15 protein-coding genes are annotated in these 14,444 nt (G+C 66.9%); 6 read left to right on the plus strand and 9 right to left on the minus strand.

Annotated elements, in window-relative coordinates; translation table 11 throughout:
• Positions 1-228 precede the first annotated feature (228 nt).
• Entirely contained in the window at positions 229-507 is a 279-nt protein-coding gene (locus tag ASG67_RS15480; RefSeq protein WP_056532001.1) for a hypothetical protein, read from the plus strand.
• Between the two features lie 96 nt (positions 508-603).
• Here the strand turns inward: ASG67_RS15480 and ASG67_RS15485 are convergent, their stop codons facing one another.
• From ASG67_RS15485 to hisS, 4 genes are all read right to left on the minus strand, one after another.
• The gene (locus ASG67_RS15485) at positions 604-1,704 is read right to left on the minus strand and encodes a DUF4167 domain-containing protein (RefSeq protein WP_056532003.1); all 1,101 of its coding nucleotides are present in this window, start codon (positions 1,702-1,704) and stop codon (positions 604-606) included.
• A 262-nt stretch (positions 1,705-1,966) separates the two neighbouring features.
• Positions 1,967-2,788, minus strand: a complete 822-nt coding sequence (gene prmC / locus ASG67_RS15490; protein WP_056532004.1) for a peptide chain release factor N(5)-glutamine methyltransferase — start codon at positions 2,786-2,788, stop codon at positions 1,967-1,969.
• Positions 2,781-3,860 carry a peptide chain release factor 1 gene (prfA, locus tag ASG67_RS15495; protein WP_056532006.1) on the minus strand — a complete coding sequence of 360 codons (1,080 nt, stop codon included), beginning with the start codon at positions 3,858-3,860 and terminating at the stop codon, positions 2,781-2,783. The genes prmC and prfA overlap by 8 nt, the downstream gene beginning before the upstream one ends.
• A gap of 28 nt (positions 3,861-3,888) precedes the next feature.
• Positions 3,889-5,130, minus strand: a complete 1,242-nt coding sequence (hisS, locus tag ASG67_RS15500; protein WP_056532009.1) for a histidine--tRNA ligase — start codon at positions 5,128-5,130, stop codon at positions 3,889-3,891.
• A gap of 52 nt (positions 5,131-5,182) precedes the next feature.
• On the opposite strand from hisS, the gene ASG67_RS15505 reads away from it, so the two are divergent.
• From ASG67_RS15505 to ppa, 3 genes are all read left to right on the plus strand, one after another.
• Positions 5,183-5,830, plus strand: a complete 648-nt coding sequence (locus ASG67_RS15505) for a DUF1345 domain-containing protein (protein ID WP_056532011.1) — start codon at positions 5,183-5,185, stop codon at positions 5,828-5,830.
• Between the two features lie 65 nt (positions 5,831-5,895).
• Positions 5,896-7,815, plus strand: a complete 1,920-nt coding sequence (locus ASG67_RS15510; protein WP_056532012.1) for a M61 family metallopeptidase — start codon at positions 5,896-5,898, stop codon at positions 7,813-7,815.
• Positions 7,816-7,842: 27 nt separating this feature from the next.
• The gene (ppa, locus tag ASG67_RS15515; RefSeq protein WP_056532014.1) at positions 7,843-8,424 is read left to right on the plus strand and encodes an inorganic diphosphatase; all 582 of its coding nucleotides are present in this window, start codon (positions 7,843-7,845) and stop codon (positions 8,422-8,424) included.
• A gap of 309 nt (positions 8,425-8,733) precedes the next feature.
• Here ppa and ASG67_RS15520 read toward each other — a convergent pair whose 3' ends face one another.
• From ASG67_RS15520 to ispG, 3 genes are read right to left on the minus strand one after another with little or no spacing between them, the layout of a single operon-like run.
• On the minus strand, positions 8,734-9,627 hold the full coding sequence (locus ASG67_RS15520) for a DMT family transporter (RefSeq protein WP_056532016.1): 894 nt from the start codon (positions 9,625-9,627) through the stop codon (positions 8,734-8,736).
• On the minus strand, positions 9,624-10,106 hold the full coding sequence (locus ASG67_RS15525) for a GNAT family N-acetyltransferase (RefSeq protein WP_056532018.1): 483 nt from the start codon (positions 10,104-10,106) through the stop codon (positions 9,624-9,626). The genes ASG67_RS15520 and ASG67_RS15525 overlap by 4 nt, the downstream gene beginning before the upstream one ends.
• Positions 10,103-11,227 (minus strand): flavodoxin-dependent (E)-4-hydroxy-3-methylbut-2-enyl-diphosphate synthase, encoded by a 1,125-nt coding sequence (ispG, locus tag ASG67_RS15530; protein WP_056532020.1) that lies wholly within the window; start codon positions 11,225-11,227, stop codon positions 10,103-10,105. The genes ASG67_RS15525 and ispG overlap by 4 nt, the downstream gene beginning before the upstream one ends.
• Before the next feature lie 104 nt (positions 11,228-11,331).
• On the opposite strand from ispG, the gene ASG67_RS15535 reads away from it, so the two are divergent.
• Positions 11,332-12,261: an isoaspartyl peptidase/L-asparaginase family protein gene (locus ASG67_RS15535; protein ID WP_056532022.1), complete on the plus strand. Its 930-nt coding sequence runs from the start codon at positions 11,332-11,334 to the stop codon at positions 12,259-12,261.
• Positions 12,258-13,109 (plus strand): S1/P1 nuclease, encoded by an 852-nt coding sequence (locus tag ASG67_RS15540; RefSeq protein WP_056532024.1) that lies wholly within the window; start codon positions 12,258-12,260, stop codon positions 13,107-13,109. The genes ASG67_RS15535 and ASG67_RS15540 overlap by 4 nt, the downstream gene beginning before the upstream one ends.
• A 107-nt stretch (positions 13,110-13,216) precedes the next feature.
• Here the strand turns inward: ASG67_RS15540 and ASG67_RS15545 are convergent, their stop codons facing one another.
• Together ASG67_RS15545 and ASG67_RS15550 are read right to left on the minus strand one after the other, a co-directional pair.
• Complete coding sequence (locus ASG67_RS15545; protein WP_056532026.1) at positions 13,217-13,417, minus strand: hypothetical protein; 201 nt, start codon at positions 13,415-13,417, stop codon at positions 13,217-13,219.
• Complete coding sequence (locus ASG67_RS15550; protein WP_056532028.1) at positions 13,417-14,328, minus strand: SPFH domain-containing protein; 912 nt, start codon at positions 14,326-14,328, stop codon at positions 13,417-13,419. The genes ASG67_RS15545 and ASG67_RS15550 overlap by 1 nt, the downstream gene beginning before the upstream one ends.
• Positions 14,329-14,444: the final 116 nt, after the last annotated feature.

Raw genomic sequence — 14,444 nt, forward strand, 5'->3', positions numbered from 1 at the left:
CCGCGGCACCAGCTCGTAAGCGACACCGCTGCGGTGAAACCCCTCTACCCACACACCCCAGATGCGTCAACCACCATGTGACAGTTTTTTGATGAAATATGGGAAAGCCGATTATTCGTCAGATAGTTGCTGGGAGATACCAATTGATACCGCACGGCCTTCCCCCCGGCAGTAGCACCCGAATCACGATCGCTTGAGCGAATCGCGATTCGGTTTCATGTTGTCACCATGACGCAGCAACCCGCCGGATTGGACGATCCCGACTATGCGCGCTTCGCCTGGGGCCGATTTAGACATCTGCTCAGCTGGATGACCGTCGTCGCGGCGATCTGCGTCGGTGCCGTGATCGTCGTGATGGCACATCTTCAGGGGCCGCTCCATATTGTCACCATGGCTGCGATCATCGGTGGCGTCGGCGGTTCGGTGATGCTGGCCGGCCTGTTGATGGGCCTCGTCTTCCTGAGTTCGGGGTCGGGCCATGACGAGGATGTCGAGCGGATCGACTGAACGACCTTTCGGCCTCGCAAACCAAAGGGGCCGGCATCGATGTGATGCCGGCCCCTCCCGTTTCAACGATGCCCGTTCAGCAATCAGCCGATCAAATCAGCCGGCGCCGACCTCGTCTGGCGTCACCGTCCGGATTCGACGACGGCGGGGCTTCGGCGCCTCTCCGCTGCCAGCGGCCTCACTGGCCGCTGAAATCCCGAGCGACGGCGGCAGCCGATCCGCATCCACGCCGTTACTCTCCACCATCGGCACAGACTCAACCTCGCTGGTCGCCTGAACATCAGGCTGAATCAGTTGAGCATCACGCCGTGGACGACCACGACGACGGGGCGGTGGCGCATCCGCTTCCAATACCGCCTCTGCCCGTTCCTGCAGGTTTTCGCCCGACGCAACCGGATCGGCGCGATGCTGGCCGGCAACCTCTACCTCGACGCGGGGTTCGGGCGCTTGTTCGATCTGGCGCGGGGCGCGATCCTCGCGCTCCCAGCGGCGTGGACGCTCGCCGTCGTTGCGCGGGGCGTCATACCGCTGACCGTCGTTGCGCTGACCCTCGTTTCGGGCGGCGTCATTGCGCTGTCCATCATTGCGTTGGCTGTCATTGCGCTGGCCGTCGTTGCGCGGCGCATCGTTACGCTGGCCCTCATACCGGGGCGCATCGTTCCGGTTACCATCCTGACGCCCCTCGTTGCGGGGGCGCGCGTCGCGCTGGCGATCGTCGCCCTGCTGACGGTCCTCGCGCGGACGATCCTCCCGGACCCGCTCGTTGCGCGGACGATCGTCGCGGTTCCGCTCCTGCCGGGCGGCCTCGCCCTGCTCGCCGGCGCGGATCGGTTCGCCCTCGTCGCCGTAATCGTCATCGCCATCCATCTCGAAATCGGACTGCTGACGTCGCGGCTGCGGCTGCTGGTCCTCGAAGCGACCGCGCTGATCGCTCAGCACACGGAAATAGTGATCCGCGAACTGGTGATAATATTCGGTGTTGACCCGGTCACCCTGACGCTGGGCATCGGCGGCCAGATTCTTGTACTTCTCGTACAACTGGTTCGCGTTGCCGCGGGCGCGGTTGTCGATGCGATTGCCGTTGTCGGGACGTCCCTGGCCACCCTGACGCGGGCCGCCCGTATTGCCGCTACCACCAGTACCATTGCCGCCGCGACCACGACGACGGCCAGCCTGTTGCTGCCGATTGTTGATCAAGCTTGTTGTCCTTGTCCCAACGCTGAAACGGGCTCCCGGGCACGGCCCCAATGGCTGACATCGCCGCATGACACCTTGGCCGACGTGACGTCGGGCCTGCCACAGCCGCGAAATGCGACGTCATGACGATGGGTGCGGGTCGCCGTGCGATCCTGGACTATCATCGAAGATCGTGTGCCCCGACCTGTTCATAGCGGCGGAGCAACCCGTCCGACAAGCGAAATATCGACGCAACACGTACCACTTCAAGGCAAAAGCCGGTTCAGCTGGCCAGCAACGCCCGCGACCGGCCACCCAGATCGCGGTGTTCCGTCACGCCCAGACCCGCCGCGCGCAACAGATCGCCCACCGCCTGCGCCTGCGTCCAGCCGATCTCCAGCACTATCGCCCCACCCGGCGCCAACAGGCCGGGCAGCGCCGGCACCAGCCGCCGGTAATCGTCCAGCCCGTCCGCGCCCGCATAGAGCGCCGATACCGGCTCATGCGCCGCGACCTCGGGCGGCAGGGTCTCGTCGGTGGCAATGTACGGCGGGTTCGCGACGATCAGGTCGAACCGACCCGCGAGCGCCCCCGTCCAGTCGCCCTGCACCAGCGCCACCCGATCCCCGAAGCCCCGTGCGTTCCGCCGGGCATAGGCCAGCGCCGCCGCCGACCGGTCGATCCCCAGTCCCCGCGCCGCCGGCCACTCGTCGAGCAGCGCCAGCAGCAACGTGCCCGGCCCGGTGCCCAGATCGAGCACGCTGGCCGGCGGTCGTCCCGCAAAATGCGCCAGCGCCGCGGCGATCACCGTCTCGCTGTCCGCACGCGGCACCAGCGCGCCGGGGCCGACCGCCAGATCCAGCGTCCAGAAACCACGCACGCCGGTGATATAGGCGACGGGTTCATGCCCCGCCCGCCGCTCGACCAGCGCCGCGAACCCAGCCGGCACCGGTCGCTCCATATCCAGCAGCAACGCCGACCGGTCGATCCCCAGCGCATGCGCCAGCAGCAGTTCGGCATCGAGTCGCGGCGTATCCGAAAACCCGAATCGCGCCGCCGCCTCGGCCAGCGCCGCCTGCACCCCGCCGCGCGGCGTCTCAGCCATCGAGGCTCGCCAGCCGCTCCGCCTCGTCCTCGGCGATCAGTGCGCCGATCAGTTCGTCCATCTCGCCGACCAGTATCTCGGGCAGGCGATGCAGCGTCAGGTTGATGCGGTGATCCGTCACGCGCCCTTGCGGGAAATTATAGGTGCGGATGCGCTCCGACCGATCGCCCGATCCCACCATCGCCTTGCGCGTGCCGGATCGTTCGGATGCCAGCCGCTCGCGCTCCGCCTCGTACAGCCGTGTCCGCAGCACCTTCAGCGCCTTGGCCTTGTTCTTGTGCTGCGACTTCTCGTCCTGCTGGATCACGACCAGGCCGGTGGGCAGATGCGTGATGCGGACCGCGCTGTCGGTGGTGTTGACCGACTGGCCGCCGGGGCCGGACGATCGATAGACGTCGATGCGCAGGTCGCGCGCCTCGTCGATCTTCACATCGACCTCCTCCGCCTCGGGCAGGACTGCGACCGTCGCGGCGGAGGTGTGGATTCGCCCGCCCGCCTCGGTCGCCGGCACCCGCTGCACGCGGTGGACGCCCGATTCGAACTTCAGTTTCGCGAACACGCCCTGCCCCGTCACCGACGCGACCACTTCCTTAAAGCCGCCCGCGTCCGACGAACTGGCCGAGATCATCTCGACGCGCCATCCCTGGCCATCGGCATAGCGCTGGTACATGCGGAACAGGTCGCCCGCGAACAGCGCCGCCTCATCCCCGCCGGTGCCAGCCCTGATTTCGAGCATCGCCGCGCGTTCGTCCGCCGCATCGCGCGGCAGCAGGGCGAGCGCCAGGCGATGATGCGCAGCGTCGAGCGCGGCCTTGTTGTCGCGCAGTTCGTCCGCGGCCATCTGCCGCAGTTCCTCGTCGCCATTGTCCTCGGCCATATAGGCCAGGCTTTCCGCCTCCGCCCGCAACCGCCGCACCTCGCCCGCGGCCTGCGCCACGGGTTCCAGCTCGGCATATTCCTTCGACACCGCCACGAAACGATCGCCGGGCAGATCACCCGTCGCCATCTGCGCCGCGAGTTCGTCCCGCCGCGCCTCGATCGCGCGGATGCGGTCGGGGGAGATGGGGGTCACAATAAGTTCCTCTCTGGCATCGGGAGGATCATCGCAGCGCCTCAGCCAAGGTCGCGAAGGGCACCGCGCGCTGGCTGCCATCAGCCAGCAACTTTACCGCTGCCATTCCGGCCGCCAATTCATCATCACCGATGATGATCGCCTTCCGTGCACCCAGCGCGTCGGCTTTCGCCATTCGCTGCTTCATCTTGCCCTTGTACGCCATGTCCACAGCCAGTCCCGCACGTCGTAGGTCGGCAAGAATACCCGTCGCCCGCGCTTCCGCCGCCGCGCCCATCGGTACGATCACCGCATCGATCGTCGGCGCCACGGGTTCGTCCAGAAGCATCGCCAACCGCTCGACCCCCGCCGCCCAGCCAACCCCCGCCGTCGCCGGCCCACCCAGCGACTCGATCAGCCCGTCATAGCGCCCACCCGCCAGCACGGTCCCCTGCGACCCCAGCCGGTCGGTCACGAATTCGAACGCGGTGTGCCGGTAATAATCCAGCCCGCGCACCAGCCGCGGGTTACGCGCCCACGCCACCCCCGCCGCATCCAGCCCGGCCGTCACCGCATCGAAGAACGCGCGCGCCTCCACGGTCAGATACGCGTCGATATCCGGCGCCGAATCCGCCGCCGGCCGATCGCGCGGGTCTTTCGAATCGAGGATGCGCAGCGGGTTCTTCGCCAGCCGCGTCAGGCTGTCTTCGGACAGGTCCGCCCGGTGCGCCTCGAAATGTGCCACCAGCGCCTCGCGCCACGCATCGCGCGTCTCGGCATCGCCCAGCGTGTTCAGCTGCAACGTCACGCCCTCGATACCCAGTTCGCGCAGCAACTGATCCGCCAGCACCAGCAATTCCACGTCCGCCGCCGGCTCGGGCGCGCCGATCACCTCGGCGTCGATCTGGTGAAACTGGCGATACCGCCCCTTTTGTGGTCGTTCGTACCGGAACACCGCGCCCGACGTCGCCAGTTTCAGCGGCGCATATTGCTGCCACCCCTCGGTCAGGTACGCGCGCGCCAGCCCGGCAGTGAATTCGGGCCGGAGCGTCAGCGAGTCGTTGCCGCGATCGGGGAAGGTATACATCTCCTTGGACACGACATCGGTCGTCTCGCCGATCGACCGGGCGAACACCTCGGTCGCCTCGAACACGGGAATGTCGACGCGCTGGAAGCAATAAAGCGCACGCACGCGCTCGAACGTCGCCAGCACATGCGCGAAACGCCGCTGTTCGTCGCCGAAGATGTCCTGCGTGCCGCGCACGCGATGGGGGGTCTGGATACGGGCCATAAGAGCGCGGCTATCTAGGCGAGCGCACGCACAAGCGCTAGCGCCCCCACACATGGCACAAAAGATCCGGTGGAGGTTGGGACAACGCGTGGCGCCGCCGCGATTCGTCCTGTTCGTGGTCATCTTCCTCGCCGCGCTGGCCGGGTGCATCCCCTGGCTGGGGCGCGGGCGCGGGATCATGGCGGCGTTCGATATCGGCGCGACCGTGTTCCTGATCTCGGTCGCCACGTTGCTGGGGCATGGCGAGGCCGCCCGGATGCGCGCCGCCGCCCGGTTGAACGACGCCAACCGCGCGGTGCTGCTCGGCTTCACCGGCGTGACGATGATCGTCATCCTCGTCGCGGTGGCCGGCGAGCTGAAGGGCCGCAACGACACCCTGTCGATCATCCTCGTCGTCACCACGCTGGTGCTCGCCTGGCTATTCTCGAACACCATCTACGCGCTCCACTACGCCCATCTCTATTATTCCGAGGGCGATAACGGGAAGGATGAGGGCGGGCTGGGCTTCCCCGGCGACGACACGCCCGATTACTGGGATTTCGCCTATTTCAGCTTCACGCTGGGCATGACGTTCCAGACATCGGACGTCGAGATCAGCAACAGCCGCATCCGCCGCGTGGTGCTGGGTCAGAGCATGGCTGCCTTCGTCTTCAACATCGGCGTGCTGGCGTTCACCATCAACGTCCTCGGCGGCGCCTGAAGGACTGGACGGTTGACCTTTCAGCCGCCTAAACCTCTCATCATCCCCATCCATAAGGGTTCTTCATGACCGTCAAGCCAGTCGTCGCCTGCCTGTTGTCCTCCGCTCTCGCCCTTCCCCTCGCCGCGCAAGTCCCCGCCGGCAACACCGCGCCGCAACCGGTGCCGTTCGTCGATACCATCCCGGCGGCGCGCGACATCGCCTATCCCGGCACGATCCAGCTCGACGTGGACGCCACCGACACCGAACGCGGCATCCTGCGCGTGAAGGAAACGATTCCCGTCCCCCAATCCGGGGCGATGACGCTGCTGTTCCCGAAATGGCTGCCCGGTGCGCATTCGCCGCGCGGCGAGATCGAAAAGCTCGCCGGCCTCGTCATCCGCGCGAACGGTCGCATCGTGCCGTGGACGCGCGATCCGGTCGACGTCTTTGCCTTCCACATCGACGTCCCCTCGGGCGCGAAGTCGCTCGACGTGCAGTTCCAGTTCCTGTCCGCGACCAAGGCCGATCAGGGCCGCATCGCCGTGACCCCGACGATGGTCAGCCTGCAACCCAATTCGGTCAGCCTCTATCCGGCCGGCTATTACACCCGCCGCATCCCGATCCGCATGACCGCGACCTTCCCCGCCGGCTGGACGGCGGCGGGCGCGCTGCCCGCGAAGGTGTCGGGATCGACCTATGCCTATGAGAAGACGAATTACGAGATCCTCGTCGATTCGCCCGTGCTCGCCGGCAAGTACGGCAAGACTTGGGCATTGTCGCCGCGCGTCGACCTGAACGTCTTCGCCGACGATCCGAAGGAGCTGGCCGCCACCCCCGAACAGATCGACGCGCACCGGCGGCTGGTCGATCAGGCGGTGAAGACCTTCGGCGCGCAGCATTACGACAAATATGAATTTCTGCTCTCGATCACCGATCAGCTCGGCGGTATCGGGCTGGAGCATCATCGCAGCTCCGAAAACGGCGTGAACCCCGGCTATTTCATCGATTGGGAAAACAGCGTCACCCGCCGCAACCTGTTGCCGCACGAATTCACGCATAGCTGGGACGGGAAGTTCCGTCGCGGCGCCGACCTGTGGACCCCCGATTTCCGCACGCCGATGCGCGATTCGCTGCTCTGGGTGTATGAAGGCCAGACCCAGTTCTGGGGCTATGTGCTGCAGGCGCGCTCCGGCATCGTCTCCAAACAGGATACGCTCGACGCCTATGCCGCGACGATCGCGATCTACGACGCCGCGAAGGCGCGCCAGTGGCGGCCGTTGATCGACACCACCAACGATCCCGTGATCTCGTCGCGCAAGCCCAAGGGCTGGACCAGCTGGCAACGGTCGGAGGATTATTACAACGAGGGCATGATGGTCTGGATGGAGGTGGACGCCATGCTCCGCCAGAAATCCGGCGGCACGAAATCGATCGACGATTTCGCCCGCGCCTTCTTCGGCATCCGCGACGGTGACTGGGGCGAGGTGACCTACACCTTCGCCGATGTCGCCGCGACACTGAACCGCATCTTGCCCTATGACTGGGCCGGCTTCCTGCAACAGCGCCTGACCGAGACGGGCAAGCCCGCCCCGACGCGAGGGTTCGCGATGAACGGCTACAGCCTGATCTACACGACCGAGCCGACCAGCTATTTCGCCAAGGCCGAAAAGGCGCGCGGCATCGATGTCAGCTATTCGCTGGGCCTCGTCGTCAACAAGGAAGGCGCCGTCACCACGTCGATCTGGGATTCGCCCGCCTACGCCGCCTCGATCGACGTCGGTTCGCAGATCGAGGGCGTGAACGGCCAGTCTTATAGCGGCGAGCGGTTGAAGGCCGCGATCCTCGCCGCGCGCGGCACGAAGGAGCCGATCCGGCTACTTGTCCGGAATGGAGAACGCTTCCGCGATGTCGTTATCGACTATCATGACGGCCCCCGCTATCCGCGCCTGCAGAAGACCGGCACTGGCGAGACGGGATTGGACCGCCTGCTCGCGCCACGGTGATGGGTCGTTGATCTAAAAGGGGTTTATATGCGCATTGATCTGATTCCCGTCGGCGTGAACCCGCCCGACGACCTGAATGTCATCATCGAGGTGCCGACCGGCGGCGAACCGGTGAAGTATGAATTCGACAAGGCGTCGGGCGCGCTGTTCGTCGATCGCATCCTGCATACGCCGATGCGCTATCCGGCGAACTACGGCTTCGTGCCGCACACGCTGTCGCCCGATGGCGATCCGCTCGATGCGCTCGTCATCGCCCGTTCGCCCTTCATCCCCGGCTGCGTCGTCCGTGCCCGGCCGATCGCGGTGCTGAACCTGGAAGACGAAGCCGGCGGCGACGAGAAGCTCGTCTGCGTGCCTGCCGACTCGGTCTTCCCCTATTATTCGAACGTCGGCGGTCGCGCCGACGTGCCAGAGATCGTGTTCGAGCAGATCGAGCACTTCTTCACGCACTACAAGGACCTCGAAAAGAAGAAGTGGGTCCGCGTTGGCAAGTGGGGCGACGCCGACGAAGCCCGCCGCATCACGCTGGAGGCGATCGAGCGCTACGAGAACGCCAAGACCGACGGCCACGAACCAATGGACAACGGCGCCGACCTGGGCCGCGAATAAGTATCTGCTCCCCGGCGAAGGCCGGGGTCCAGTGGGGTGAAGGGTGGTAATAACTCACCGCCGCCTTCCCAACTGGACCCCGGCCTCCGCCGGGGAACTGGTGCCGAGGCAGCGCCCACTCACAAACAGCGTTTCTTACCGGGTGAAAGCAAACACCCACCTGTCCTACACGCGGCAGAGTCAGCTAGAGCAAACCTCGCTCTTTCCCATCGTCCGCTAACCCCGAACCGCGCAAACCCTTGCGCACGCACGCACGCACGTGCGCAGGTGTGACTTTCGAGACTTTCCGCGCCGGAGACCTTTACCGGATCAGGTCTGCGCCCCGACCGCCGCGCTCGCCGCGATATCCCGCCGCCGCGCCGCGAACAGGCACGCCGCCACGATCACCGCGGCCCCCGCCAGCGTCCAGATCGACACTGCCTCGCCGAACACGATCCACCCCAGCGCCGCCGCCCAGACGAACGAGGTATATTCGGTCGCCGCCAGATAACTCGCCTCGCCCCGCGCATAGGCCCAGCCGAGCAGCAGCATCGATATCGACCCCAGCACGGCGGCGATGCCCAGCAACGGCACCAGCCCGACCGGCGGCACCTCCATCAGCCACGGCGCCGCCAGCGCCAGCGTCGCCAGCACGACCACCGACTGGAACAGCGCGATCTCCACCGGTTTCGCCGCCAACGCCTGCAACCGCGCCAGGATCAGGTTGATCGCATACAGCATCGCCGATGCAAGGATCGCCACCGATCCCCACCACGCCGCCGGTGCCGATGCGCTCCGGGATTGCCCTGCCAGAATGATGCCGATGCCCGCCAGCGCCGCGATCCCGGCGACCAGCGCCCGCCACCCGGCCCGCTCGCCCAGGAACAGCACCGCCAGCCCCAGCGCGAGGATCGGCGCGGTATAACCGATCGCCACGCCCAGCGTCATCGGCACCCGCGCCAGTCCCCAGAAGAACAGCAGCGCCATCGCCGTCGTCACGCCGCCTCTGGCAAGGTGCAGCCCTAGCGTCCGGCGATCGGGCCAGATGCGCGGCCCGACGCTCCACAACGCCCCGCCGATCGCGACATTGCCGAACGCACGCCAGAACATCGTGTTGTACACGCCGATCGCCAGCACCAGCGCCTTCATCGCCGCGTCCATGACCGAAAAGACGCCGATCCCCAGCGCCGCGACCGCGAAGACGACGGCCGGTGTAGGCCTCACCCTTCGCCGGCCAGCCGGTCCAGCGCCTCGCCTTCCAGCCGCCACGGCTCCCAGCCGGCCGACCGTTTCGCGCCGATATGGCTGTAGAAGGTCTTGGCCGTGTCGTTCCAGTCGAGCACCGCCCAGTCGATCCGCGCGCAATCCTGTCGCTTGGCTTCCTGCGCCAGCGCGGTCAGCAACGCCTTGCCCGCGCCGGTGCCGCGCGCCGCCTCGGACACGAACAGGTCCTCCAGATACAGGCTCGGCCGCCCCGTCCAGGTCGAATAGGTGCGGAACCACAGCGCCACGCCCTCGACCCGGCCACCGATCTCGGCGACATGCGCGAAGACCTCCGCCCCCGGACCGAACAACGTGGCGTGCAGTGACGCCTCGGTCGCCTGCACCGCATCCGGTTCGCGTTCGTACACCGCCAGCGCGACGATCAGGTCGAGGATCGCGGCCACGTCGCCGGGTTCGACCCGGCGGATCGCCAACGTCATTCCGCCGCCACCGCGACAGGCTCCGACGCCGCTTCGATCTCCGCGGCCTTCGCCTCGACCAGCTTCACGATATGCTCGATCATGTCGGCGTCCTGGACATGGTGATCGGTGACGCCCGACAGATACACCATGTGCTTGCCGTTGCCGCCGCCGGTGATGCCGATATCGGTCTCCCGCGCTTCGCCGGGGCCGTTGACCACGCAACCCAGCACCGACAGCGACATCGGCGTGCGGATATGCTGCAACCGCTCCTCCAGCGCCTGCACGGTGCGGATCACGTCGAACCCCTGCCGCGCACAGCTGGGGCACGACACGACGCGGACACCACGGTTGCGGATGCCCAGCGCCTTCAGGATTTCGAAGCCGACGCGCACTTCCTCTTCCGGCTCGGCCGACAGCGAGACGCGGATCGTGTCGCCGATGCCGTACCACAACAGCGACCCCATCCCGATCGCGCTCTTCACCGTCCCGCCGACGAAGCCGCCCGCCTCGGTGATGCCCAGATGCAGCGGGCAATCGACCTGTTCGGCCAGTTGCTGATACGCCGCGACCGCCAGGAACAGGTCGGACGCCTTCACCGCGACCTTGAACTCGTGGAAGTCGTGGTCCTGCAGCAGCTTGATGTGATCCATCGCCGATTCGACCAGCGCATCGGGGCAAGGTTCGCCATATTTTTCGAGCAGGTGCTTCTCCAGCGATCCGCCGTTCACGCCGATGCGGATCGCGCAGCCATTGGCCTTGGCCGCGTTCACGACCTCCTTCACCCGCGCCGACGACCCGATGTTGCCGGGGTTGATGCGCAGGCACGCCGCGCCCGCATCGGCCGCTTCCAGCGCCCGCTTGTAGTGGAAATGGATGTCCGCGACGATCGGCACGCGCGAGGCGCGGACGATCTGCTTCAGCGCGGCCGTGCTTTCCACATCGGGGCAGGACACGCGGATGATGTCGACGCCGGCATCCTCGCAGCGACGGATCTGGTCGATCGTCGCCCGCGCGTCGTCGGTCGGCGTGTTGGTCATCGTCTGGACGGTGACGGGGGCGTCGCCGCCGACGGGGACATTGCCGACCATGATCTGGCGGCTCGGACGGCGCACGATGTCGCGCCACGGACGAATGGACATGGCGCAACCTATACGCCGCTGCGATGACAACAGGAAGACCATGGCGAGCGGCCGCCGATCTGCTACCGGCGCGACGCCAGTTACCGCATGGAGCCTGACCGACAATGACCGACCAACGACATTGGACGCTGGTGATCCACGGCGGATCGGGCATCATCGACCGATCGACGCTCAGCGCGGAGGCGGACGCCGCTGCCCGCGTCGCCCTCGGCCGTGCACTCGACGCCGGCGCCGCGATCCTGGCCGGCGGCGGCACTGCGATCGATGCGGTGCAGGCGGCGATCGAGATGCTGGAGGACGATCCCGCCTTCAACGCCGGCCACGGCGCGGCGCTGACGTTCGAGGGCGGAGTCGAACTGGACGCCGCGATCATGGAGGGCACCGGCCGGCGCGCGGGCGCGGTGGCGGGCGTCACCACGGCGCGACATCCGGTGGCGCTCGCCCGCGCGGTCATGGAACACAGCCCCCACGTCCTGCTCGCCGGGGCGGGTGCCGAACGCTTCGCCTCCGAACAGGGAATCGAGCGGATCGACAACGACTGGTTCGTCATCCCGGCGCGCCGCCGGCAGCTCGAATCGATGAAGGCGGACGACGACTGGTTCGACGTCGATATGAAATACGGCACCGTCGGCGCGGTGGCGTGCGACATGGCCGGCCACGTCGCCGCCGCGACCTCGACCGGCGGCGTGACCGGCAAGCGCTGGGGCAGGATCGGCGATTCGCCGCTGATCGGCGCGGGCACCTATGCCGATGATCGATCCGTGGCCGTGTCGGCGACGGGATCGGGCGAATTCTTCATTCGCGAAAGCGTCGGCCACGAGATCGGCGCGCGGGTGCGGATGCTCGGCGAATCGCTGCAACAGGCCGCCGACACGGTGATCGCGAGCGTAAAGGCACTCGGCGGCACCGGCGGCGTGATCGCGACCGGTCCCGGCGGCGAGGCGGTATGGAGCTTCGCCACGCCGGGCATGTATCGCGGCTCGGCCACCTCGGCCGGCGAACGGATCGTGGCGATCTATGGTGACGAGGCATGATCCGGCGTCTGCTCGCCCTGCTGGCGCTGCTGATGACCGCGCAGCCCGCATCCGCCTATTGGGAATATGGCCATGAGACGGTCGCGGCGATCGCCTGGGCCAATGTGAAGCCGGCGACGCGGGTGGCGATCCGCCGCGTGCTGGCGGCGCAGGCCCAGTTGGATACGCCGACCTGCCCGGCGCGGACGATCGAGGAGGCGAGCGTCTGGCCCGATTGCATCAAGCCGCTGAAGGACGCCGCCGGCCAGTCGCGCTTCGGCTACGCCTATAGCTGGCACTATCAGAACGTGAACATCTGCCAGCCCTTCACGCTGGAACCCGCCTGCAAGGACAACGACTGCGTATCGACCCAGATCGACCGGCAGCAAGCGGTGCTGAAGAACCGCCGGGCCAGCGCGAAGGACCGGGCGATGGCGCTGGCTTTTCTGGTCCATTTCGTCGGCGATCTGCACCAGCCGCTCCATGCCGGCGACAAGGGGGACAAGGGCGGCAACGACGCGAAGGCCGATTACGGCATCTATGCCCCGCCCCGGCTGAACCTGCATTCGATCTGGGACGGACTGCTGGCGGAGCGCGCGATCTCCACCCCGCCGCCGCTGGTGAAACGCTACCCGGCGGCGGTCCGGCGGCGACTGGGGGCGGGCACCACCACCGACTGGAGCCGCGAAAGCTGGCGGGATGCCCATGCCGCCTATGCAGCGGCGATAGGCGGCGATCCCTGCGCACCGACCCCGGCGCGACTGAAACTGGACGACGCGACGATCGCTCGGCTGGTGCCGCTGGCCCGCGACGAGGTGGTGAAGGGCGGCCTGCGACTGGCGCGATTGCTCGACGCGTCGCTCGGATAACGTCCTAAAAGAACCCCAGCGCCCGCGCCGCCGCGACCGACATGGCGGCGCAGGACAGGACGACGATCGCGGCGGCCAGGCCAAACATCAGTTTGCGAACGGTCATCTCATTCCCCTTTCGGTGGGCGGCCGCGTCGGGCCGGCACGGGGGCATCGAGCTTGACGCCGCGCCGCGCCAGCGCCTCGCGCAACAGGCATTCGACCTCGGCATTGATGCTGCGCAGATCGCCCGCCGCCGCCCGCTCGATCGCGGCATAGAGCGCCGGATCGAGACGAAGCGGAAAGGACTTACGCGGCGCGGTCGACATTACTGGTACAGCGATCCCGCGTTGACCACCGGCTGCGTATCGCGCTCGCCGCACAGCACGACCATCAGGTTCGATACCATCGCCGCGCGCCGCTCGTCGTCCAGTTCGACGACGTTCTTCTCGCTGAGCAGCGCCAGCGCCATCTCGACCATGCCGACCGCGCCCTCGACCAGCGTCGATCGCGCGGCGACCACCGCCTGCGCCTGCTGCCGGCGAAGCATCGCCCCGGCGATTTCCTGCGCATAGGCCAGATGGGTAAAGCCGCATTCGTCGACAGTGATTCCCGCCACCACCAGCCGCGCGATCAGTTCGGTGCGCAGCTCGCCACCGACCTGATCGTGATGGCCACGCAGCGTGATCTCCTGATGCTCGTAATCGTCATAGGGATAGCGTGAGCCGATCGTGCGGACGGCGGCCTCGATCTGGACGTTCACGAACGCCTTGTAATCGTCGACGTCGAACAGTGCCTGCGCGGTATCGGTGACGCGCCAGACGACCTGCGCCGCCATCTCGATCGGGTTGCCGCGCAGATCGTTGACCTTGATCCGCTCGGAAATGACGTTGTTGGACCGGACCGAGATCACGCGGCGGATCATCCACGGCAAGACCCAGCGCAGACCCGCCACCCGGTCGGTGCCGCGATAGGCGCCGAACAGCGTGATGGCCGCGGCCTGATTGGGTTGCAGCATGTAGAATCCGCAGACGATGAACAGCGCCGCCAGCATGCACCCGATCGGCACCACGGACAGGATCGGCGGCCACGCCTCGCTCGCCAGGCTATAGACACCATATGCCCCGAACAGGATCAACAGTGCGAGCGCCCCGAGCATCGCCAACCCGCTGAAGGTCGATGCGCCGTACTCGCGCGAATGGGTGAGTGCCTGTCGTTCGTTCGATGATGCGATTGCCATCTCTGCCTCCCTTAATATGATATCACTTTAATATCGTTGTCGGGAGGTTGGCAAGCCGTTCTTAAAACGAAGGCGCCGGCGGAGCGATCTCCACCGGCGCCTTAGGCCTATCGACG

This window comes from Sphingomonas sp. Leaf339 (genome assembly GCF_001426195.1).
Taxonomy (GTDB): domain Bacteria; phylum Pseudomonadota; class Alphaproteobacteria; order Sphingomonadales; family Sphingomonadaceae; genus Sphingomonas.